Annotated in this window: 19 protein-coding genes, 1 tRNA gene and 1 pseudogene; 13 read left to right on the forward strand and 8 right to left on the reverse strand. The window is 65.5% G+C overall.

Going from position 1 to position 22,602, the window contains the following annotated elements; genetic code table 11:
- Positions 1–70 precede the first annotated feature (70 nt).
- Positions 71–4,720 carry an ATP-dependent helicase gene (locus tag HMPREF2990_RS11705; RefSeq protein WP_070764776.1) on the reverse strand — a complete coding sequence of 1,550 codons (4,650 nt, stop codon included), beginning with the start codon at positions 4,718–4,720 and terminating at the stop codon, positions 71–73.
- A 46-nt stretch (positions 4,721–4,766) separates the two neighbouring features.
- Here HMPREF2990_RS11705 and HMPREF2990_RS11710 point away from each other — a divergent pair, with 46 nt between their 5' ends.
- From HMPREF2990_RS11710 to HMPREF2990_RS11755, 9 genes and pseudogenes are all read left to right on the forward strand, one after another.
- Positions 4,767–5,540, forward strand: a complete 774-nt coding sequence (locus tag HMPREF2990_RS11710; protein WP_070764777.1) for a 3'(2'),5'-bisphosphate nucleotidase CysQ — start codon at positions 4,767–4,769, stop codon at positions 5,538–5,540.
- Positions 5,537–6,337: a thymidylate synthase gene (locus HMPREF2990_RS11715; protein ID WP_070764778.1), complete on the forward strand. Its 801-nt coding sequence runs from the start codon at positions 5,537–5,539 to the stop codon at positions 6,335–6,337. Before HMPREF2990_RS11710 ends, HMPREF2990_RS11715 begins: the two co-directional genes overlap by 4 nt.
- Positions 6,337–6,819, forward strand: coding sequence for a dihydrofolate reductase (locus HMPREF2990_RS11720; protein WP_070764779.1), 483 nt, complete (start codon positions 6,337–6,339; stop codon positions 6,817–6,819). The genes HMPREF2990_RS11715 and HMPREF2990_RS11720 overlap by 1 nt, the downstream gene beginning before the upstream one ends.
- Before the next feature lie 3 nt (positions 6,820–6,822).
- Positions 6,823–7,101 carry a mycoredoxin gene (locus HMPREF2990_RS11725; RefSeq protein WP_070764780.1) on the forward strand — a complete coding sequence of 93 codons (279 nt, stop codon included), beginning with the start codon at positions 6,823–6,825 and terminating at the stop codon, positions 7,099–7,101.
- A gap of 69 nt (positions 7,102–7,170) precedes the next feature.
- A tRNA-Arg gene (locus HMPREF2990_RS11730) sits at positions 7,171–7,243 on the forward strand.
- Positions 7,244–7,587: 344 nt separating this feature from the next.
- Positions 7,588–7,923, forward strand: coding sequence for an FGGY-family carbohydrate kinase (locus HMPREF2990_RS11735; protein WP_070764781.1), 336 nt, complete (start codon positions 7,588–7,590; stop codon positions 7,921–7,923).
- A gap of 625 nt (positions 7,924–8,548) precedes the next feature.
- Positions 8,549–9,315: pseudogene (locus HMPREF2990_RS11745) on the forward strand (YibE/F family protein).
- The gene (locus HMPREF2990_RS11750; RefSeq protein ID WP_083317176.1) at positions 9,282–10,151 is read left to right on the forward strand and encodes a DUF1906 domain-containing protein; all 870 of its coding nucleotides are present in this window, start codon (positions 9,282–9,284) and stop codon (positions 10,149–10,151) included. Before HMPREF2990_RS11745 ends, HMPREF2990_RS11750 begins: the two are co-directional and overlap by 34 nt.
- 69 nt (positions 10,152–10,220) lie before the next feature.
- Positions 10,221–10,922, forward strand: a complete 702-nt coding sequence (locus HMPREF2990_RS11755; protein ID WP_070764783.1) for a PAQR family membrane homeostasis protein TrhA — start codon at positions 10,221–10,223, stop codon at positions 10,920–10,922.
- A gap of 386 nt (positions 10,923–11,308) precedes the next feature.
- Here the strand turns inward: HMPREF2990_RS11755 and HMPREF2990_RS11760 are convergent, their stop codons facing one another.
- The 5 genes from HMPREF2990_RS11760 to HMPREF2990_RS11780 form a co-directional block, all read right to left on the reverse strand.
- Complete coding sequence (locus HMPREF2990_RS11760; protein WP_070764784.1) at positions 11,309–12,958, reverse strand: solute symporter family protein; 1,650 nt, start codon at positions 12,956–12,958, stop codon at positions 11,309–11,311.
- A 3-nt stretch (positions 12,959–12,961) separates the two neighbouring features.
- Entirely contained in the window at positions 12,962–13,240 is a 279-nt protein-coding gene (locus tag HMPREF2990_RS11765; RefSeq protein ID WP_070764785.1) for a DUF485 domain-containing protein, read from the reverse strand.
- 366 nt (positions 13,241–13,606) lie between these two features.
- Positions 13,607–14,443: an aldo/keto reductase gene (locus HMPREF2990_RS11770; protein WP_070764786.1), complete on the reverse strand. Its 837-nt coding sequence runs from the start codon at positions 14,441–14,443 to the stop codon at positions 13,607–13,609.
- 10 nt (positions 14,444–14,453) lie between these two features.
- Positions 14,454–14,813 (reverse strand): FKBP-type peptidyl-prolyl cis-trans isomerase, encoded by a 360-nt coding sequence (locus HMPREF2990_RS11775; RefSeq protein WP_070764787.1) that lies wholly within the window; start codon positions 14,811–14,813, stop codon positions 14,454–14,456.
- 138 nt (positions 14,814–14,951) lie between these two features.
- A complete protein-coding gene (locus HMPREF2990_RS11780; RefSeq protein ID WP_083317177.1) occupies positions 14,952–16,265 on the reverse strand; it encodes a citrate synthase in 1,314 nt (437 codons plus the stop codon).
- Between the two features lie 204 nt (positions 16,266–16,469).
- Here HMPREF2990_RS11780 and serC point away from each other — a divergent pair, with 204 nt between their 5' ends.
- From serC to HMPREF2990_RS11795, 3 genes are read left to right on the forward strand one after another with little or no spacing between them, the layout of a single operon-like run.
- Entirely contained in the window at positions 16,470–17,597 is a 1,128-nt protein-coding gene (serC, locus tag HMPREF2990_RS11785; RefSeq protein ID WP_070764788.1) for a phosphoserine transaminase, read from the forward strand.
- A 52-nt stretch (positions 17,598–17,649) separates the two neighbouring features.
- Positions 17,650–18,639 carry a septation protein SepH gene (sepH, locus tag HMPREF2990_RS11790; RefSeq protein ID WP_070764789.1) on the forward strand — a complete coding sequence of 330 codons (990 nt, stop codon included), beginning with the start codon at positions 17,650–17,652 and terminating at the stop codon, positions 18,637–18,639.
- A gap of 21 nt (positions 18,640–18,660) precedes the next feature.
- Entirely contained in the window at positions 18,661–19,506 is an 846-nt protein-coding gene (locus tag HMPREF2990_RS11795; protein ID WP_070764790.1) for a DUF6928 family protein, read from the forward strand.
- On the opposite strand, the gene HMPREF2990_RS11800 is transcribed toward HMPREF2990_RS11795, so the two are convergent.
- Both HMPREF2990_RS11800 and HMPREF2990_RS11805 read right to left on the reverse strand, forming a co-directional pair.
- Complete coding sequence (locus HMPREF2990_RS11800) at positions 19,503–20,303, reverse strand: TrmH family RNA methyltransferase (RefSeq protein WP_070764791.1); 801 nt, start codon at positions 20,301–20,303, stop codon at positions 19,503–19,505. The genes HMPREF2990_RS11795 and HMPREF2990_RS11800 overlap by 4 nt on opposite strands.
- Positions 20,304–21,755 carry an NCS2 family permease gene (locus tag HMPREF2990_RS11805; RefSeq protein WP_070764792.1) on the reverse strand — a complete coding sequence of 484 codons (1,452 nt, stop codon included), beginning with the start codon at positions 21,753–21,755 and terminating at the stop codon, positions 20,304–20,306.
- A 151-nt stretch (positions 21,756–21,906) separates the two neighbouring features.
- On the opposite strand from HMPREF2990_RS11805, the gene HMPREF2990_RS11810 reads away from it, so the two are divergent.
- Positions 21,907–22,593, forward strand: a complete 687-nt coding sequence (locus HMPREF2990_RS11810) for a hypothetical protein (RefSeq protein WP_070764793.1) — start codon at positions 21,907–21,909, stop codon at positions 22,591–22,593.
- The last annotated feature ends 9 nt before the right edge of the window (positions 22,594–22,602 follow it).

Below are 22,602 nucleotides of genomic sequence, written 5' to 3' on the forward strand. Positions count from 1 at the left end.
AGCAATTGTACTTTATGTTTTGCAGGACTTGTACTTTATGTTTTGCAGATATTTATGGAAGAAGGTCACGCTAATCGTCGAAGCTCAATCCCTCGGCGGGCCCGTCGAGCTCGCCGAGTGCCTCCGCCACACTCCTACCCCGCCGTTTCGGCGCCGCCGCAGCTTTCACACCGATCTTGACGCCTTTGTGGGTCACGCGCGCCCCGTACTCGCGCAGGCCAAAGGCGGATTCACCGTTGAGTTTCTCCACTCCCAGGGGCTGCATGCGCCCGGCGCGAACGGCCTCGCCGAGTGCATCCACAACCAAAGCCATGGGATCTTCAATCCCCTCCGGGAACCCCTCAAAGAAGGTGGTCATGGTTTTGCCGCCGCGGGTGATGTGGGCGGCGAGGAGGCCGTCGATAAGCACGACGATGGCCCCGGCCGCGCGGGTTGGCCCTTGGGCGGGCCAAGGCAGCGCGGCACCGTAGGGGTTGGCGGGGTCGGTGGCGGCGAGCACGTGGACGTCCGGTTCGCGGGTGCCGGAGGGCCAGCCGATGATGTCGTCGGAATCCGCGTGCCCGCGCAGGCGGTCGATCGTGGCCGGGGTGGAAAATTGCGCCGCACCCAGGCCTTCGATGAGGTAGCCGCGCAGCGCTTTGCCGCTTTCTTCGAAGCCGGAAAGAGTTTTATACGCCAGGGCGAAGCCGCCGAGGATGTCCTCGGCTACCACGGAACCACGGGTGACCACCCCGTAGCGGTCGAGCAAGTTCTCCCCTAACGCGACGGAGCGGCGCGTGGCATCCGTGTCCGCACGCGGGGTCGCGGCCCAGCGGCCCACCATGTCGGGTGGTGTGGTGTTGGCAAAGGAGGTGCGGCCGGAGCGGATGCGGCTGCGCTGCGGACGACGGCGCGTACGGTGGGCGGACTTGCCCTTGCCGCCGGCGAGCCGGGCGCGGATGGGTGCGAACGAGTCGGGCGACAGGCACCCGGCTTCGACGAGGTCCCACATGGCTTCGCGCAGCTCGTCGGTGGTTGTGGTGCGCTCAGATATCGGCCCGAGCAAGTCGGAGAAGAGGTAGCCTCCCCCGCCGCGGACCTGCTCCATCACCTGGGATTGAGTCAGGCTCAGCTGCGGCTCCTCTGCCTGCGGCAGGAGCTGTTCGGCGTAGTCGGCGGGCAGCAGCATGATCCAGGGGTCGCGCGCTCCGGCTTTGCCCGCGCCGACGATGAGGATCTCGCCGGAAGCAGTCAGCTCGTCCAGCATCACCGGCGAGTAGTCCCCCACCCGCGAGGGCAAGATGTGTGACTCCCACGCACTCGCAGGCAGGCGCACACCGGCGAGCTGCTCCAGGACGGTGAACACGCCGTCGGCACCACGCAAGGCTGGCCGCACCCCGGACGCGCTCACGTTGTGCCAGGCGGGCAAAAAGCGCCCGTAGGCGGACTGGGTCACCGGCTGGGTCTGCGCACGCGCCGCCGCCAGCGAGCGCGAGCGGATGATGCGAAGCACCTCGGCGGCGACGTATTCTTCCTCGTCCACGCCCTGTCGGTAGTGCCCGGGGATCACCTTGTCCTGGTCAATGAGCCGATGCAGCGGCTCATATGCCGCGCCGACGGCGAGGCCGAAGGCGTTGGCCAAATCGCGCAGCGTAAAGGGCCCGCGGGTGCGCACCCAGCGCCCGACCAGCTGCTGCAGCGCGTCCGGGATCGTCGCGACTTGGGCGGCAACGCCTGGTGGGACTGGCACGCCCAGGCCGTCGCGAAGCAGCGGGGCGTCGAGCGTTTGCGCGATGTGCTCGCGTCCGCCGATGCGCACCCGCATCACACGGCCCGCGAGGTTCTCCTCCAGCGTGGCCATGGGGACCTCGGTGTAGTCCGCAAGCTTTTCGACATCCACGGGTCCCACCATCCGCAACGTATCGGCAAACTGCTCGCTGGTTTTCGCGCGCCCGAGGCGGCGGAGCGTGGCGTCGGTCTCGGCGATCACGTCGGCGTCGAGAAGCTCGCGCAGCTCCACGGTGCCCAGCAGCTTGGCCAGCAGCGAGGGGTCGAGTGATAGTGCCGCGGCGCGCTTCTCTGCGAGTGGGGTGTCGCCCTCGTACATGAAGGCGCCGGTGTAGTTGAACAGCAGCGAGGAGGCGAACGGGCTCGGCTGGTCGCAGGTCACCTCGGCGATGCGGATGCCGCGCGTGTTGATGTCGCGCACCACCTCCTGTAGTGCGGGCAGATCGTAGACGTCCTGCAGGCACTCGCGGACCGTCTCCAAGATGATGGGGAAGGACGGGTAGTTGCGAGCGACGTCGAGAAGCTGCTCGGCGCGCTGGCGCTGCTGCCACAAGGGTGCGCGCTTGCCGGGGTTGCGGCGCGGCAAAAGCAGGGCGCGGGCGGCGCACTCGCGGAAGCGGGAGGCGAACAGCGCGGAGTTGCCGACCTGCTCGGTGACGATCTCGGCGATCTCATCGGCGTCGAATTGGAAGAGCGAAGCGTCCGGCTCCTTCTCCCCTTGCGGCAGGCGCAGCACGATACCGTCGTCGCCTGCCACGGCTTGGGCGTCCATGCCGGTTTCCTGCGCGACCCGCCAGCCGGTGGCCAGCGCCCACGCGGCGTTGACCCCCTTGCCGAAGGGGGTGTGGAGGACCACGCGCCAGTCGCCGAGCTCGTCGGTGAAGCGCTCCAGCACAAGTGTTTTTTCATCCGGCAGGATGCCGGTGGCCTCCTCCTGTTCCTCGAGGTATCGCACGAGGTTGTCGCGGGCGAACTCGTCCAGCGAGGCGTCGATGCCCTCGCCTGCCCGCGCTTGTCGACGAAACGCGCCGAGCGCTTTACCCAGCTCATAGGGCCGGCCTGGGCCCTCCCCGTTCCAGAATGGGAGCCTTCCGGTGTGTCCCGGCGCGGGCGTGACCTGGACCTGGTCGCGGGTAATGTTCTCGATGCGCCAGGAGGAGGCACCGAGGGTGAACACGTCGCCAACGCGGGACTCGTAGACCATCTCCTCGTCGAGCTCGCCGACTCTTCTCGGGGCCTTCTCCCCTTCCTCCGAGCCAACGAGGAAGACGCCGAACATGCCGCGGTCTGGGATCGTGCCCGCATTCGTCACCGCCACCCGCTGCGCGCCCGGGCGGGCCTTGAGCGTCGTGCCCTCCAGGATCGCGCGGGGACGGAGTTCCGCAAAGTCCGTTGAGGGGTACACGCCGATGACCAGGTCGATCACGGAGTCGAACACCTCGCGAGCCAGATCCCGGTAAGGCCAGGCGCGGCGCACGGTGTCGAACCACTCGTCCACGTCCACGTCCTCGTAGGCCACCGCCGCCACCGTCTGCTGCGCGAGCACGTCGAGCGGGCTGCGCGGGGTGCGCAACTCCTCGATCAACCCTTCGCGCATCCGCGGCACCAGCGCCGCCGTCTGCACCAGGTCGGAGCGGTGCTTCGGGTAGAAGCTGCCTTCGGAGACCGCGCCAACGATGTGACCCGCGCGGCCGACGCGCTGCAGACCCGAGGCCACCGACGGCGGCGACTCGACCTGGATCACCAGATCCACCGCGCCCATGTCGATGCCCAGCTCGAGCGAGGAGGTGGCGATCACCGCTTTGAGCGTGCCCTCCTTGAGCATGGTCTCGGTCTGCGCCCGCTCGTCCTTGGACACGCTTCCATGGTGGGCGCGCGCGATGACGTTCGCGGCGTGGCCCGCGGTGTCGACGGACTTCATCAGTTGCGCGGGTGGGCGCCTTGTTTCAGGCGAGAGGGCATCCGGGTCGTGTTCTTTGGCCCACAGCTCGTTGAGCTGGCTAGTCAGCCTTTCCGCGGTGCGCCGCGAGTTCACGAACACGATGGTCGAGCGGTGCGCCATCACCTCCTCGTACACGGCGCGCTCAATGTGCGGCCAGATCGAGGAGATCGCACTCGGCGGGGCCTCGAGCGTGTCGATGTCACCCTCGATCACCGCCTCGCCAATTGTCGACGCGTCCTCCGGTACCGGCAGGTCCGACATGTCTTCTACCGGCACGTGAACATCGAGCTGCCAGCGCTTCTGCGCGGGCGGGTTGATGATCGTTGTCTGCGGGCCAAGGAAGTTCGCCACCGTCTCGAGCGGGCGCACCGTCGCCGAGAGGCCGATGCGCTGGAAGTTCCCGGCCAGGCGACGCAGGCGCTCCAGCGAGAGCGAAAGGTGGACGCCGCGCTTCGTGCCGGCCAGCGCGTGAATCTCGTCGACGATGACGGTGTCGACCGTTTTCAAGATGCCCGCCGCCTTCGACGTGAGCATGAGGTAGAGCGACTCCGGCGTGGTAATCAGGATGTCCGGCGGTTTGCGCAGTTGACGGTTGCGCTCCGACTGCGGGGTATCGCCCGAGCGCACGCCTACCGAGATGTCCGGCATGTCGCGGCCCAAGCGCTGGGCAACGCGCGCGATCCCTCCGAGCGGGGCACGCAGGTTGTGCTCCACGTCCACGCCCAGCGCCTTCAGAGGAGAGATGTAGAGGACGCGGACGCCGCCGTGGGTGGAGGTCTGCGCACCGTCGATAGGCAATGCCTGCTGGCCTGCCCGCTCCACGAGCGAGTTGAGCGACCAGAGGAAGGCCGCGAGCGTCTTGCCGGAGCCGGTGGGAGCGACGACGAGGGCGTTTTCGCCGTCGGCAATCGCGCGCCATGCGCCTTCTTGGACCGGGGTGGGCGCGGCGAAGACCTCGCTGAACCAGGTGGACACCTGGGGGTGGAAACGCTCGAGGATCGCCGTGCTCATAGAAGTTAAGGATAACGGGGCCGCAAACTGCGGTAGTGTTTGAACTATGACTGCGCAGTATTCTGACTCCCGGTTGACCAACCTAATTGCCCAAGGCACCGGCGAGATCCTCAAGGGGATCCGCGGCGTCGGCCTGCTGCGAGGGCGCGAGCTGGGCGAGGCAGGCGATGACCTGGCCCAGAACTGGATCGCGCGCGTACTCGAGCAGCACCGCCCGGGCGACGGATTCCTCTCCGAGGAAGCGGCGGACGACCAATCGCGGCTGGATAACAACCGCGTCTGGATCGTCGACCCGCTCGACGGCACCAAGGAATTCGCCACCGGCCGCCAGGACTGGGCCGTCCACATCGCCCTGGTGGAAGACGGCGTGCCCACCCACGCGGCCGTCGGCCTGCCGGATCTGGGCGTGGTGTTTAAGTCTTCGGACGTGCGCCACGTCTCCGGGCCTTTCGCCGGCAAGGTCGCCATCTCGCGCAACCGCCCGCCGGCCGTGGCCGAGGCCGTTGCCGACGTCCTTGGGTTCGAAACCGCCAAGGTCGGCTCCGCCGGTGCGAAGGCAATGCACGTGCTGCTGGGCGACTACGACGCCTACGTGCACGCCGGTGGCCAGTACGAGTGGGACCAGGCCGCCCCGGTCGGCGTCTCGCTGGCGGCGGGCCTGCACTGCTCCCGCCTGGACGGCACGCCCATGCGCTTTAACAACAAGGACACCTACGTGCCCGACATGGTGATCTGCCGCCCGGAGATCGCCGACGATGTCCTCTCTGCCTGCGCCAAGTACTACGAGGAGCACGGCAGCTTTGAGGGGGTCGCTCAGTGACGGTCCCCACCCCTTACGAGGATCTGCTGCGCGAAATCTCCGAGCATGGCAAGGCCAAGGGTGATCGCACCGGCACCGGCACCGTGAGCCTGTTCGGCCGCCAGCTACGTTACGACCTGGCCGACTCGTTTCCGCTTTTGACCACCAAGAAGGTCTTCTTCAAAGGCGTGGTCGGCGAGCTGCTCTGGTTCCTGCGCGGCGAGTCCAACATTGCCTGGCTCAAGGACAACGGCATCCGTATCTGGAACGAGTGGGCCGACGAGGACGGCGAGCTCGGACCGGTCTACGGCGTGCAGTGGCGCTCCTGGCCCACCCCGGACGGGGCGCACGTGGACCAGATCGCCGAGGCGCTGCGCACGCTGAAGGAAAACCCGGATTCACGCCGCAACATCGTCTCCGCCTGGAACGTTGCCGAGCTGGACAAGATGGCGCTTCTACCCTGCCACCTGCTCTTCCAGCTCTACGTGGTCGACGGGACTTTGAGCATGCAGGTCTACCAGCGCTCCGCCGACATGTTCCTCGGCGTGCCTTTCAACATCGCCTCCTACGCCCTGCTCACGCACATGTTCGCGCAGCAAGCCGGCCTGAAGGTCGGCGAGCTGATCTGGACGGGCGGTGACTGCCACATATACAACGACCACGTCGAGCAGGTCCGCGAGCAGCTCTCCCGCGAGCCGCGTCCCTACCCGCAGCTCAAGCTGCGCAAGGCGGAGTCGCTCTTCGACTACGACTTCGACGACATCGAAGTCGTCGGCTACGACCCGCACCCGACGATCAAGGCACAGGTGTCCGTCTAGTGCTGGGCGCGATCTGGGCGCAATCGCTCGACCGAGTCATCGGCACCGGCACCGACATGCCGTGGGACGTCCCGGAGGACCTCAAGTTCTTCAAAGAGGTCACCATGGGCCACCCCGTCATCATGGGCCGCAAGACCTGGGAGTCCCTCCCGTTCAAGCCCCTGCCGGGCCGCGCCAACCACGTGCTCAGCTCGCGCGAACCGGGCGCGTGGTCGGAAGGAGCGTTCGTCTCCACCGACCTGCCGGACCTGGAGACCGACGCCTGGATCATGGGCGGCGGCCAAATCTACGAGGCCACCCTTGATCTGGTCGACGTCATAGCGCTCACGCTTATCGACGCCCACGTCGCCCCCTCCCTCCCCAACCCAGTCTTCGCGCCCCACCTGGGCCCCGAATTCACCCTGGTACGCGACGGCGAGTGGGAGACCTCCCGGACCGGAACCCGCTTTAAGCACCAACGATACGAAAGAGTAAGGAACTAAACCATGGCTGCAACCCCTGAAACCAAGTCCCCTGTCACTATCTTCGCCACCGAGTGGTGCCCCTTCTGCGCACGCCTGCGCAAGAACTTGGACCGCACCGAAACCCCGTACGACCTCGTCGACGTCGAAGCCGAAGGCAACGAGGACGCCGCAGCCTGGGTCGAGTCCGTCAACGACGGCAACCGCGTCGTCCCCACCGTCCTGTACTCCGACGGCACCCACGAGACGAACCCGGGAGCCTCCGCGGTACGCCGCAAACACGAAGAGCTGACGGGCGCGTAGCTCGCAGCTGAGTTTCAGTGCGCAGCTGATTTTCAGTGCGACGCGAGGGTGCGGTACCCTCGCACTATTGCCCCAGTAGCTCAGTGGATAGAGCACTTCTCTCCTAAAGAAGGTGTCGGAGGTTCGATTCCTCTCTGGGGCGCTCTTGTCCTCTGGGGCGCTCTCTGGGGCGCTCTTGGTGGCTAGTACTCCATGTGGCGGGAATGTATTCGCATACTCGCCTTCAACGTAATACCGCAGTACGACGTAAGCGATGCGCGTGAACACTATCCTGGCTCAACGTGGACGTGCAGGAAACGATTCGTCGGTCTAGATACCGAGACCTCGGTTTTGCGATGGTGCTACTCGCCGCCTGCCTGATCGGCTCCGTGCAGCCGCAACGACCGATAATTCTGGACGTAGTTCTCGCAGCCTGCGCCGTGGTCGCACCGTGCACTCAACGACGTCAGTCGCGCGGTCACATGGCTCGAAGAAACCATCCAGCCGGTGGCCCCGGACGACATCGCCGCGGTACTTTCCTCCGGGCCGGGGCGCGCCCCGTTGGTGCTTCCATTCTTCAGCGGCGAACGCTCCACGGGCTTGGCCGCCACCGCGCAGGCGCAGTTCTTGGGTGTCACTGCAGCGACCACACCAGCCGACCTATGGCGTGGCGCGTTTGAGGGCATCGCAATGTCGTATCTCTGCGTCTACGAGCAGCTCAAGGAGGCAGGTGCGCTCCCGGAGCGCGTCGTGGCCTCCGGCCGTGTCACGGCCGACCACCCGGCGTGGCTGTCGGTGCTTGCCGATGCGCCCGGCTGCGAGGTCGTCCCCCCCTGGAGATGAAGCGCGCCACCCTGCGTGGCACCGTACTCATCGCTCTCAACGCCATCGCCCCTGAGGTGCAGCGGGCAACGCCACCGTTCGGGCAAGGCTACCGAAGCGTGGGTGAACACAGCGACTACTTCAGGAAGCTCCGCGACCGCTTCGAAGCGACGTATGGGGCACTTGTCGCAAAGTAGCTTTACAATCAGTCTGATTGTCCGAGTACTGATCTCACAAGGGAGCCCCGTTGGCACGCCACGCAACCCAGTCCTCACCGTCCCCACTGCGCACGGCACGCGGCGTACTCGTAGCGTTCCTCGCGGTTGCGGGCGTCGTCACGGTGGCAGGCCTCGCCCTACTGTGGCCAGGCGGCAAGCACCCGGAGGTCCTGCCCGGGTTTGAGCAGACGCAAACGTCTACGGCGGAAACCGTCAAGGCCACCGTCATTGAGCACTCGGTGGCTCCCTGTGGTGGCGTCGCAACACCAAACCAGCCTGAGTGCGACTTCTTGCGCGTCGAGCTCAAGTCCGGGGGAACCACAACCATCGAGGCTGCCCAGCAGCCTGGTGCCCCAGAGCTTTCGGTCGGCGACCGCGTGGTGCTGTCGGTGCATCATAACCCTGAGGCTTCGTATTCCTTCCTCGACATGGACCGCTCGGTGCCGCTCGGCCTGTGGCTCGCGCTCACGCTGCTGGTGGTAGTTGCCGTTGGGACGTGGCGCGGCGTGCGCGCGATCTTCGGCCTGCTGTGCACCCTACTTGTCATCTTCGGCTTCCTAGTCCCCGGGCTGCTGCTCGGCTATAGCCCCGTGGGGCTTTCCCTGGTGACGGGTGCCGCGGTGCTCTTCCCTGTCATTTTTGTTGTGCACGGCAGGAATTGGAAGTCCGCGTCGGCCCTGGCTGGCACCCTGACGGCGCTGGGGCTTGCGGCGCTCGCGGCACACCTTGCCATCGACACGACGCAGCTTCGCGGGCTTGCCGACGAAAACAACCTCCTCATTCACTTGTACCTCCCCAGGTGCAAGTACCAGGCATTATGCTCGCCGGATTCATCATCGGCACGCTCGGTGTGCTCAACGACGTCACCATTGCACAAGCCTCTACGGTGCAGGAGCTGTACGAAACTTCGCCCGACGCCCGGCCCCGCGCCGTGTTCTCCTCCGCGATGAAGGTCGGCCACGACCACATCGCCTCGATGGTCTACACCCTGGTGCTGGCATACATGGGTGCTGCCCTCCCGCTGTCGATGCTACTCCAGGTTGCCGATCGCCCCCTCACGCAGGTGCTCACCTCCGACGTGGTCGCCACCGAGATCATGCGCTCAAGTATCGGCGCGATCGCGCTGGTCCTGGCGGTGCCGATCACCACGGCGATTGCTGCATGGACGATCCGCGCTCCCCAACCCGCACCGTAAGTGTTGCTAAAGTTATAGGTGTGACCACTTTTAATCGACGCCGCTTCCTCCAAACCACCACGCTCGCAGTCGCGGGCACAACTCTTGGCTCCACCATGCAAGCCCACGCCCAGGGCCGTGTCCTCGGCACCGTGGTCGATTACTCGGCCGGGGTGCCGTCTGGCGCTGCGGTGAAGGCCGCCGGCCACATGGGTGCGGTGCGCTACGTCTCGCAGCGCCGCCCCGGCGCGACCTGGATGCTGGGCAAGCCTGTCACGATCGAGGAGACGCGGGACTTCGCCGCGAATGGCCTCGCGACTGCGTCGGTCTACCAGTTCGGGCGCGCAGAGACCGCCGACTGGCTCGCCGGTGCCGCGGGTGCGGCGAAGCACGCTCCGCAGGCGATCCAGCTTCACCGCGCAGCAGGTGGGCCGAACGGTCGCCCGATCTACGTCGCGATTGACGACAACCCCACCCGCGACCAGTACGTCAACCAAATCCGCCCGTACCTGCAGGCTTTCCAGCTCGCGCTGAGCGCTGCAGGCCTGAAGACGGGTGTGTACGGCAACTACAACGTGATTCAGTGGTGCATCGAGGATCGCATCGGCACGTTCTTCTGGCAGCACGACTGGGGTTCGCAAGGCCGGCTCCACCCGCGCGCCAATATTCACCAGAAGGCCAAGTACGTCGGCACGATCCAGGGCCTGCAGGTGGACATCAACAATGTCTACACCGCGGATTGGGGCCAGTGGACCCCAGGTCGCGTGGGCGGGCTGCCGCTTCCCGACGTCAACGCGCTCGTCCAGAGCTCGAGCCAGCTGTCGTCGTCTGTTGATTGGCGTCGTTACTTGCCGTAGAGGCGGCGTCGAGAAGCGAAAAAGCGCTAGGGTGATTCCCTAGAAACAGCCGCAACCCCCGGGAGAAGCATGACGGTGCTCAACGAAGGACAGATTCAACGCTCCTACATCATGGCGGACCGCGGCGAGCGCCCGCTGATTCGCGGCTGGTTCCACTTCTTCGCGGCGGCGCTGTCCGCGCTGTCGTCGGCGGTGCTGATCACCTTCGCATGGATGACGATCGCCTGGTACGAGGCACTCGGGGTCACGCTCTACGGCGCGGGCGTGGTGCTGCTGTTCGGGGTGTCCTCCGCGTACCACCTCTGGCCGTGGCAGCGCGCCGAGACTGTGCAATGGTGGCGGCGCGCGGACCACGCGACCATCTCGATTTTCATCGCCGCGACGTATACCCCGCTATGTCTGATCGTCTTTGCGCCGAAAACCGCAGCGCTCATGCTGACGGTGGCGTGGGCTGGCGGCATCAGCGGGGCGATCCTCAACCTTGTGTGGATTAACCACCCGCGGTGGCTCGACGTCGTGGTGTACGTAGGGCTCGGCTGGATCATCGTGCCGCTACTTCCGACGCTCTGGCACGAGGCTGGTGCCGCGGTGGTTTGGCTGCTGTTTGCCGGCGGTGTGATTTACACACTCGGCGCGCTGGTGTATGGATTCAAGTGGCCCGGGCGCAGCGCCCGCTACTACGGCTACCACGAGCACTTCCACACCGCGACCGTCGCCGCGGCGATCTGCCACCTGGTAGCCATCTGGATGGTCGTGGTGCAGGCCGGGTAGGTCTTTTGCGTGCGGGGGCGGTTGGTTTCTGAGAGCTGTCTTGGGGGGTCTGAGCGGTCTGGTCTAAACGGAGCTAGCTCCATTTACGGTAGCGGCGGATGGGAAACCGCAGGCCGACTCTGCGCTGTTTGTCTAAATGGAGCTAGCTCCATCTACGGTCCCAGCGAGCAGAAAAGCCCAGGTCGGCTGTCAACGCGAACGCCAAACGGAGCTAGCTCCATTTGCAGCGCCGCAAAACCCAGCCACAAGTCGGTGCCCCGCCGTCCCCAGAGCCGCGCAGACCCCACCAACGCAAAAGCACCGCCCGGCCAGATGGCCAGGGCGGTGCTTGCAACCGTCCGTGTAACAGTCCTTACAGCGGCAAGAACGCGTACGCAGGAAGTGGTTTAGTGGTCGACCGGAGCCTCCACACCCACACCGGTGAGGGAGCGGACTTCCATCTCTGCCTGCTTCTCCTCGAAGTTGTCCGGCTTGCCCAGGAAGGTGCCGATGATACCGCCGAGGAAACCGAGCGGGATGGAGATGATGCCCGGGCTGGACAGCGGGAAGATGGACCAGTCGGCGTTCGGGAACATCGAGGTCGGCGTGCCGGATACTGCCGGGGACAGGAAGATCAGCAGCAGTGCCGAGATCAGGCCGGTGTAGATGGACACGACTGCGCCAGTGGTGTTGAAGCGCTTCCAGTACAGGGAGTACAGGATGGTCGGCAGGTTGGCGGATGCCGCGATGGCGAACGCCAGGGAGACCAGGAAGGCAACGTTCTGGGACATCGCCAGGATGCCCAGGATGATGGAGACGATGCCCAGGATCACCACGGTGATGCGGGAGACGCGGACCTGCTCGTCCTCGGATGCTTCGCCGTCGCGGATGACGGAGGCGTAGACGTCGTGGGCGATGGATGCAGAGGCCGTAATAGCCAGACCGGAGACCACCGCGAGCACTGTCGCGAAGGCGACAGCGGAGATCAGCGCCATGAAGAAGGAGCCGCCAAGCTCGAAGGCGAGCAGCGGTGCCGCGGCGTTCGCCCCGCCCGGTGCTGCGAGGATGCGGTCCGGGCCAACCAGGGCTGCGGCAGCGTAGCCGAGCACCAGGGTGAACAGGTAGAAGACACCGATGAGCACGATGGCCCAGGTCACGGACTTACGGGCTTCCTTCGCCGTCGGCACGGTGTAGAAGCGCATGAGCACGTGCGGCAGGCCTGCGGTACCCAGAACGAGGGTCACACCAAGCGAGATGAAGTCGATCTGGCTGGTCAGCGACCCACCGTACTTCAGGCCGGGCTTCATAATGTCGACAGCCTCGTAGCCCTCCTTTGCGATATGCGCCGAGCTTGCGTGGGCGTTGATCGCGCCGTCGAAAAGCGTGCCCATGCCGCCGCGGATGTTAATGAAGACCAGGACGGTCATGATGGCCACACCTGCGACCAGGAGGACCGCCTTGATCATCTGCACGTAGGTGGTGCCCTTCATGCCGCCGACGAGGACGTAGATGATCATGACCACACCGACAACCGCGACACAGATGGCCTGTGCGGAGAAGCTGTGCAGGTCAAGGAGCACCGACACCAGCGAGCCAGCGCCGGCCATCTGCGCGATGAGGTAGAACAGCGAGACGAACAGGGTGCCAAAGGCGGCGGCCACGCGGACCGGCTTCTGGCGCAGGCGGAAGGACAGCACGTCCGCCATGGTGAAGCGGCCGACGTTACGCAGCGGCTCCGCCACCAGCAGCAGGGCCACCAGCCAGGCGACGAAGAAGCCGATGGAGTACAGGAAGCCGTCGTAGCCGTTCAGTGCGATCGAGCCGACGATGCCCAGGAAGGAGGCGGCGGAGAGGTAGTCGCCGGCGATGGCGAGACCGTTCTGCGTACCGCTGAAGGAGGAACCGCCGGTGTAGAAGTCGGCCGATTCGCTCGTGGTCTTGCCTGCTCGGGTCACCACGTAGAGGGTGACGACGATGAAGATCGCGAACACCGCGATGTTCAGGATCGGGTTGCCGGCAGCGGCTGCTTCTGGAGCAGCGAGGTTGAAATCCTGCATCGCTTAGCCCTCCATTTCTTCTCGGATACGAGCCGCACGCGGCTCAAGGTTCTTATTCGCCCACTTCACGTAGATCCAGGTGATCAAGAACGTCGTGAAGAACTGGGCCAGCCCCAGCCAAAGCCCGACGTTCATACCCAGGAACGGGGTTGCCATCGCCTCTGGCATCAGCGTGGCGACGACGACGAAGACCAGGAACCACAGGAAGAACGCGACCGACACGGGGAAGGTGAACCCGCGGAAGGTCTTGCGGAGTTCCTGAAACTCCGGGCTGTTCTGCATGGCCACAAACTCTTCCGGGGTTGGCTCCCGGCGTTGTGGGATAGAAGTCGATCCAGACACGGCTTCGATCCTTTCTTGTCATGTACAAGTTCTCGAATGCTCGCTGCGGGCCCACACTGAAGAGCGTGTGTGTAACCTGCAACTCGACACATGGCATGTTACCTATCCCACACAATGCACGTGAATGATTGTTTTAGGCAAAGTGTGACAGGGAGTGACTCCTACCCCCAAAACACGCTTTTAGCAGGAAAAACTAATGATCGTACGACCACCCCCGCCCGGAGGTAGCGCAGCAGAAAAGCGCAGCAAAAAAGGGCCTATCTGCATCAGATAGGCCCTCGCGTGCACCAGGCGCACGCCCGGGGGTTACTCCACGTCGCCGGGGAAGGTCAGCGGATCGCCAGACATCCGCTCGCCCTGTACCCCATCAAGCGCGGCGATATCCTCCGCGTCCAGCGAAAGCTCAAGCGCGCCGAGGTTTTCCTCCAGACGCTTGGGGTTCGCCGTCTTCGGCACCACAGAAACACCCATCTGCAGCAGGTAGGCCAGGACCACCTGCGCAGGCGTCGCGTCGTGCTTGGCGGCCACGCCGGCAATCGCCGGGTCGTCGAAGTTCTTGCCGCGCGCCAGCGGGGCCCACGCCTCGGTGAGGATGTTGTGCTTCGCGTGGTAGTCGCGCAGCTCCTGCTGCGTGAAGCCCGCGTGCAACTCGATCTGGTTCAGCACCGGCGCGACACCGGTGGCCTGGATGATCTCGTCCAGCACCTCGGGATAGAAGTTCGCCACGCCGACCGACTGCAGCTGGCCCATCCCCTGCAGGTGCACCAGCTCTTCAAAGGCGGAGACGTACAGGCCACGCTGCGGCCACGGCCAGTGCACCAGGTACAGGTCGATAAACTCCAGGTTCAGACGCTTCAGCGACTCCTGGTACGCGGCGGCGGGACGGTCCTGGTCGTCGTTCCACAGCTTGGTGGTTACGAACAGGTCCTCGCGGGTGACGTCGCCAGCCGCGATTGCGTCGCCAATCGCCTTGCCGACGGCTTCCTCGTTGCCGTAGAACGCCGCGGTGTCAATGTGGCGATAGCCCAGCTCGATGGCACGACGCAGGACCGCCTCGACATCCGCCGGGTCCAGCTTGTAGGTGCCCAGGCCCAGCAACGGGAAATCGTAACCGTCGTTGAGAGTTGTTACGGGGATTCGCATTGTGTCCGCCTTAGTTCGCGTCAAGCAGGTCGATGACAAAGACGAGCGTGCGCCCAGAGAGCGCGCTCACGCCACCGGCCGGGCCGTAGGCCTTTTCCGGCGGCACGATCAGCTCGCGGCGCCCGCCGACCTTCATGCCGGGGATACCTTCCTGCCAGCCCTCGATCAGGCCAGCGAGCGGGAACTCCGCGACCTCGCCGCGGTCCCAGGAAGAGTCAAACTCTTCGCCGGTTGCGTAATCCACGCCGAGGTAGTGCACCTTGATGTAGCCGCCTGCCACCGCTTCAGCGCCTTCGCCGACGACAAGATCCTTGACAACCAAGTCGGTCGGGGCGGGCGCGTCGGGGATAGTGATGGTGGGCTTTTCCATGTGTGTCGATGCTCCTTAAGTACAAACTCTTCAGTACAAACTCGCGTGAAAATGCGAAACCGCCAAGCACGGTTTCCCCAAAGTATAAGGGAAATGCCGTACTTGGCGGGTATCCGGCGCAGCTACCTGCAGGTTGTCCTAGCGCTGGTCGCGCGGAACGAAGTCACGCTGCTGGTAGCCGGTGTAGATCTGGCGCGGGCGGTTGATCTTGGTGTTCATCTCCAGCTGCTCGCGGTACTGTGCGATCCAGCCCGGGAGGCGGCCAATGGCGAACAGGACCGTGAAGAAGTCGGTCGGGAAGCCCATGGCGCGGTAGATCAGGCCCGTGTAGAAGTCCACGTTCGGGTACAGCTTGCGGGAGACGAAGTAGTCGTCCTTCAGCGCGATCTCCTCGAGCTCCATAGCCAGGTCGAGCAGCTCGTCGCCGCCCAGGTGCTCGAGCACGTCGTGCGCGGTCTGCTTGACGATCGCCGCGCGCGGGTCGTAGTTCTTGTACACGCGGTGGCCAAAGCCCATGAGGCGGACGCCCTTTTCCTTGTTCTTCACGCGGTTCATGAAGTCGGTGGCGTCGCCGTCGTGGTTGTTCTTGATGTCCTCGAGCATCTCGAGCACAGCCTGGTTTGCGCCGCCGTGGAGCGGGCCAGCCAGAGCGTTGATGCCGCCGGCGATGGAGACGAACATGTTCGCCTGCGCGGAACCAATCATGCGGACAGTGGAGGTGGAGCAGTTCTGCTCGTGGTCCGCGTGCAGGATGAGCAGCTTGTCCAGCGCGTCAACCAGCACCGGGTCAACCTCGTACGGCTCGGTCGGGTAACCGAACATCATGCGCAGGAAGTTCTCGCGCGCGTTCAGCGCGTTGTCCGGGTACATGTACGGCTTACCCTGGGATGCACGGTAGGCGTACGCCGCCAGCATCGGCACCTTCGCCATGAGGCGCACGGTGGCCTTGTCCAGCTGCTCCTCGTCCAGCGGGTTGAGCTGGTCCTGGTAGTACGCGGAGAGAATGTTCACCGAGGAGGCCAGCACGGCCATCGGGTGCGCGTTGCGCGGGAAGACGTTGAACGCCGCCTTAAAGTCCTCGTCCAGGAGGGTGTGGTGGCGGATCTCGGTGTTGAACTTGTCCAGCTCATCGGTGGTGGGCAGCTCGCCGCGGATGAGCAGGTAAGAGACCTCGTTGAAGGTGGCGTTTTCCGCCAGGTCAGCGATGTCGTAGCCGCGGTAGCGCAGAATGCCCGCATCACCGTCAATGTAGGTGATCTTCGACTCGGTCGAGCCGGTGGACACGTACCCCGGGTCGAAGGTCACCAGGCCGGTCTCACCCAGCATCTTGCCGAGGACAACACCGTCGTTGCCCTCGGAAGCCTGCATGATGTCCATTTCGTACTCGCCACCTGGGTAGTGGAGTACCGCCTTCTCTTTGTTCTCAGATGCCACAATGTGCCTTTCCACGATTGCTCACGTTGAATCCGGCCATCGCCGAAGAATTACCTAAGCCATCGTAGCAAAGTTTGTGACACGCATGACAAGCCACAGCCCACGCACAGAACGCCACATCTGAAAGAAAGTGGCCACACAACCCTCATGCGGCAGGCATAATATTATGCACTGCATACGCGAACGCAGTGTTCTTTCCAATTTTCGAGGATGTAGGTTTTCATGAGCTCTTTCCCCACTCTCCCCTCCGATCTCCTGCCGACAGACGGCCGTTTCGGCTGTGGCCCCTCCAAGGTCCGCCCGGCGCAGCTCGACGCCATTGCACGCGGCGCGAGCATTATCGGCACCTCGCACCGCCAGCCGGCAGTGAAGAACCTCGTCGGCGAAGTTCGCGAGGGTCTGTCCGCGCTGTTTAACCTGCCCGAGGGCTACGAGATTGTGCTCTCGCTGGGCGGGGCGACCGCGTTTTGGGATGCGGCGACGTTCGGTGTCGTCGAGAAGCAATCGGCCCACCTCACTTTCGGCGAGTTCTCCTCGAAGTTTGCGAAGGCCTCGGAGAAGGCCCCGTGGCTCGATCAGCCGCAGCGCGTCGAGGCCGAGCCCGGCACTGCCCCCTCCCCTGCCGCGCTCGACGGCACGGCGGCCGATGTCGTGGCGTGGGCGCACAACGAGACCTCGACGGGTGCGATGGTGCCGGTGAAGCGCCCGGACACCGACGCGCTCGTGCTTGTCGACGCCACCTCCGGCGCCGGTGGGCTTCCCGTGGATATGCAGGAAGCTGACATCTACTACTTCTCCCCGCAGAAGTGCTTCGCTTCCGACGGTGGCCTGTGGCTGGCGGCGATGAGCCCGGCCGCGATCGAGCGCATTGCCAAGGTGAAGGACTCCGGCCGTTTCATCCCGGCCTTCCTGGACCTGCAGACCGCGGTGGACAACTCGCGCAAGAACCAGACCTACAACACCCCGGCCGTGGCGACCCTGCTCATGCTCGCCGACCAGGTCAAGTGGATGAACGACAACGGCGGGCTCGACGGCATGGTGGCGCGCACCTCCGCCAACGCCGAGGCCCTGTACGGCTGGGCGGACGCGCACGAGCTGGCGACCCCGTTCGTGCAGGAACCGGCGCAGCGCTCGCTGGTGGTTGGCACCATCGACTTCGACGAGCGCGTGGACGCCGCGCAGCTGGCGAAGGCGCTGCGTGAGAACGGCATCCTGGACACCGAGCCGTACCGTAAGCTGGGCCGCAACCAGCTGCGCATCGGCATGTTCCCGGCGATTGACTCCCAGGACGTCACCACGCTGACCAAGGCGATCGACTGGCTGCTTGCCCAGGGCGTGGGCCAGCAGTAAACACCTGCGGGTGCGCTAGGCTGGGGTGAACTGTGAGGTCGAAGGGAGAAGCATGCGCGAGCTGTATTTGATGGCAGACGAGTCTACGGAGAAGTTTTTCGTTCTCCGGGATTCCGAAGGCGTGAGCTTCCAGATCGCCCGCTCGGAGTTCGCCCCGCTCTTCTCCCCCGCCGCAGAGCAGGCGGAAGACAGCGAAGAGGCGGCGGAGTCCGCGCCGCTCGTTGCGGTGGAAGAGGGTGAGGTGGACGTCGAGAAGCAGGAGCCCGAGGCCCCCGCTGAGCACGACGACACGCCCGAGTACAGCGCACTGAGCAAGCAGCGGGGCCTGCCCGAGCCGGACCCGCTGCTGACCAACCCGCTGACCATGCCGCCGCGCGAGATCCAGGCGCGGATTCGCGCTGGTGCCACTTCCCAGGAGCTGGCGGACGAGATGGGGGTGGCCGTCAGCCGCGTCGATACCTACTCGCACCCTGTCGTGCTGGAGCGCATGCAGATCGCGGAGGCGGCGAAGCAGTCGCACCCGGTGCGCGACGAAGGCCCGGCGAAGCTGACCTTGTTTGAGATCCTGGCGACCGCGTTCGCGGCCCGCGGGCACTCGCTTTCCGACGCGGAGTGGGACGCCACCCGCGAGCCGGGCGAGCCGTGGGTCGTCCACCTGCGCTGGCGGGCTGGCCTGACGGAGAACGAGGCGCAGTGGACACTGAAGCGCTCCATGGGCTCGCCCGCGTCTACCGAGGCCCGCAACTCCGTTGCCGCCGACCTGACCGACCCGGACTTTGTCCAGCCGGTCCGCAGCCTCACGGCAGTAGACGCGCACGGGGAGGACGACTGGGACGGCAGCGCGAGCCCCGCCCGCGATGAGCCGGCCGAGGCAGACGGTGCCGAGGAAACCGGGAGCACCGAAGGAACCGTGACCGAGGGGGACTTCCTGCGCCATCCGGACGGCGAGCAGCCGCAGAAGCGCCGCCGCAAGGCCGTCACCCCGCACTGGGAGGACGTGCTGTTGGGTGTTCGCACGAACACGAAGCGGCCCCGCAAGTAGCTGCCGGAAGGAATGCTCCCTATGTCCTACCCCGCCATCGTGACCATGTGGTTTGTCAGCACGCCGGACCCCGCAGGCGTGCTCAATTCCGAGCCGAAGGCCGACCGCGGCTTCGGCCGCAAGCTGCTCGCGCAGATCAATCCAGCGTGGCCGATCACGCCGATCGGCGAGTTCCCGCTCAACCGCTCGTCTACCCCGGGTGCCGACGAGTTCTACATCGCCGGCTACCCCGGCGTCGCCGTGGTACAGACCTTCGTGGAGAAGATGGACAAGATCTCTGAGGTCACCGAGTATCTGCGCGAGGCGCTCCCCGCGACCGATACCTACATCTTCGCCCACGGCACCGACTCGGACTTCGCAGGATTTGCCCACTACCAGGGCACCACGGTGCGCCGGGCGCTCACGGCCACGCGCGAGGTGGTGCTGGAGGACATCGGCCTGCCCGATCCCTTCGAGGCCCCCTACTGGGCTGGCGAGAAGGCCGAGCAGCTCGGCGGCATCTCACTGCCCTTCGAGCCGGCGGATCTGGCCATAGCTGCGCAGGAGTCCTGGCTGGGCGTGCCGGTGAACCCGCAGGGCCCGGATGTGCACGTGGTCGGCTACGCCATCGACGGCCGCCCAGAGCCGAAGATCCACACGCAGAAGCCACGGACGAAGACCGTCAACGAGGTCGCCGCGCGCTTTGCTGATTCGGAGAAGGACTACGACGACTACGAGTTGCCGGACCCGGACGAGGGCGGCCACGAGTTCGCCGATCTTGCCGACGCCTCCATCGCCGCGACCAAGCGCGTCGGGCGGGGCGTCGCGCGCCGTGTGCGCAGCCTCGCTGCCACGGTGCGCGAGAAGATCCGGCACTCGGACCGCTAGCGCTGCGCCTCGTAGAAGGCGATCGCGGCCGAAGTCGCTACGTTGAGCGAGTCGGTGCCCGGTGCCATGGGGATTTTCGCCCGCACGTGCGTCGCCGCCATCGCGTGCCGCGTGAGCCCCGGGCCCTCCCCACCAACGAGGAAGGCGATCTTGTCATGCCCTGCCACGGCCTCGTGCAGCAGCACTGCGTCGTCGGCCGGGGTGAGCGAAACCAACCACCAGCCGGCGTCTTTCAGCTCGTCGAGGGAGCGCTGCCACGTGGTCGTGGTGCCGTCTAGGTGCGCGAACGGGGTGCGCAGCACGTGCCCCATGGACACGCGCACGCTGCGCCGGTACAGCGGGTCAGCGGTCGCAGCGCCAAAGAGCACGCCGTCGACGCCCATGCCCGCGGCGTTTCTGAAGATGGAGCCAATGTTCTCGTGGTCGCCCACGCCCTCGAGGATGACCAGGGTGCGCGCGCCGTCGATCACCTCGGCGACGCTGCGCTCCGGAGCCTTGTCTGCAGAAGCGAGCAGGCCGCGGTGCATGTCGTAGCCGGCGACCTCGCCCATCAGCTGGCGGGTGATCTCGTAGACCGGGACGCCGCGGCGGGACAGCTCTTCGCCGTACTCTTCGAGGAAGGACTCCAGCCTGCCACCGAAGCCGTAGACGGCCCGGACCGGGAAGCGCGACTCCACGAGCCTGCCAGCCACGAGCGGGCCCTCGGCAAAGACCAGGCCCTTCTCCTTATCCGAGTGCTTCAGGTCGCGGATGTCGTCTAAGCGCGGGTCCTGGGGATCCTCGATACGCGTGCGCATTTAGCTCAGCGCCGCCAGGATCGGGCCCTGCGCAAAGTAGACCACAAACAGCAGGGAGATCAGCCACATGATCCAGTGGATGTGCTTCGTCTTGCCGGTAAACAGTGCCATGGCGGTGAACGCGATGAAGCCGACGCCGATGCCGTTAGCAATGGAGTAGGTCAGCGGCATGACCACAATGGTGAGGAAGGCCGGGAACGCGACGTCGAAACGCGACCACTCGATGTTGCCCACCTGCATCATCATGAGCGCACCCACGACAACCAGCACGGGGGCCGCGGCCTCGATGGGCACCATCTCGTAGAGCGGGGTGAAGAACATGGCGATGAGGAACAGGATGCCGGTGACCACGTTGGCCAGGCCGGTGCGCGCGCCGTCGGCAATGCCAGCCGAGGAGTCGACGAACACCGTGTTCGAGGAAGACGACGCCGCGCCGCCGACGACCGCGCCGAAGCCTTCGACGACCAGGGCGCGCTTCATGTCCGGCAGGTTACCGTGCTCGTCGGTGACCTCGGCCTGGCGGCCGAGTGCGGTCATGGTGCCCATGGCGTCAAAGAAGTTCGCCAGCACCAGGGTAAAGACCAGCAGGGAGGCGGCAACCACGCCGAGGTGGATGAACGCGCCGACAAGATCCACGTTGCCCACCAGGGACAGATCCGGCACACCGCCAAAGGAGTCCGGCAGCTCCGGCACAGCCAAAGACCAGCCGTGCGGGTCGTCCGCGGAAGAACCGGCACCGGCGAAGTGCTCGACGATCAGCGAGATGATCGTGGTGACCACGATGCCGATGAACAGACCGCCGGGGATGTTGCGGGCCACCAGGAAGCCGCAGATGAGCAGACCAACGATGAAGACGAAGGTGGGCCAGGACGCGATCGAGCCGCCGAAGCCGAGCTGCACCGGCACCGTGGTCATCGCCTCGTCCGGCACGCGGCGGACGAAACCTGCGTCCACCAGGCCGATCATGGCGATGAACATACCGATGCCCACGCTCATGGCCACCTTCATCGAGTCCGGAATAGCGTTAAACACCGCGGTACGGAACCCGGAGATGGCGAGCAGGACGATGATGATGCCGTCGATCACCACGAGCCCCATGGCCTCCGGCCAGGTCAGGCCCTGCTGGCCGACGAGCGTAACGGCCACGAGCGTGTTCAACCCCAGGCCGGTAGCGATGCCGAAGGGATACTTGGCCACCACGCCGAAGAGGATGCTCATCACGCCCGCAGCCAGCGCGGTTACGGCCGCGACCTGCGGGATGCCCAGCACCACGCCTTCGCGGTCCGGGCTCGTGCCCAGAATCAGCGGGTTAAGCAGGACGATGTAAGCCATGGCGAAGAAGGTGACCACTCCGCCGCGGATCTCCGTGCCAACGGTGGAGCCCCGCTCGCTGATATGAAAGAATCGGTCAAGCCCGCCTTGTGGCGCGGCATTAGAGGTGACGGTACTCACGTCAGTTCTTCTCCTCTATCCCTTTTCCGGGTGATTGAATTATGCGGTGGCGCAGCCCAGTGCCGCTGCCATTTTACGTGTCATAGCCTGTCACTTCACTGCCAGTTTGTACAAATACGTCCGTTGACGTCGTTGCGCCGAAAGGAACCTCATGCACGCTTTCAGCTTTGTCGTGGAAGAGGGCCGCGTCATTGACGCCGAGCGTTACGCCGCCGCCGCCCGCGAGTTGGGGGTGTCCTCGGCGGAGCTCAACCGACTGCGGGTGCGCCTGAGCATGGTCGCAGGCACCCGCCGCGCGGTGCTGGAAGTCCACGGCGGCACCGCCTCGCTCGAGCTGCGCCCGCTGCCGCCCGCCCCGGCAGAGATCACGGTAGCGGCGCGCCCCGTCCGCGACGAGCGCACGGTGCCCGCCTACTCCGGGCCGGACTTGGGGTGGCAGCGTTTCGCGTTGGCGCAAACCCCGGCGCATGAGGGCCTGCTTGTCGACGCCACGGGGAGGGTCGTCTCTGCCATCATGGCCCCACTTGTGATGCTCCAGCACGGCCGCGCCTACATTTCCAGCCACGAGCGCACCTCCGCGTCAATCGCACTGGACGGCGTGGTGGAAATCCTCGCTGGGCAGGGCGTGGAGCTCGCCCACCTGCCGGGCGGCTTCATCCGCTCGGACCTGCTGAAAAGCGAGGTCTGGGTCATCGACCCAGTCTACGGGGCCCGCCTTGTCACCACCTGGTTGGAGTACGGCACCTCCCGCCCGGCGCGGCAGTGGGTAGAGCGCGGGCGTCTGCCCACGCACCGCGAGGTCAACGAGCTGCGTGAACAGCGCGCTGTGGCCGTTTAGAGTGCCGGT

The organism is Corynebacterium sp. HMSC071B10, from assembly GCF_001814825.1.
In the GTDB taxonomy this organism is placed as follows: Bacteria; Actinomycetota; Actinomycetes; order Mycobacteriales; family Mycobacteriaceae; genus Corynebacterium.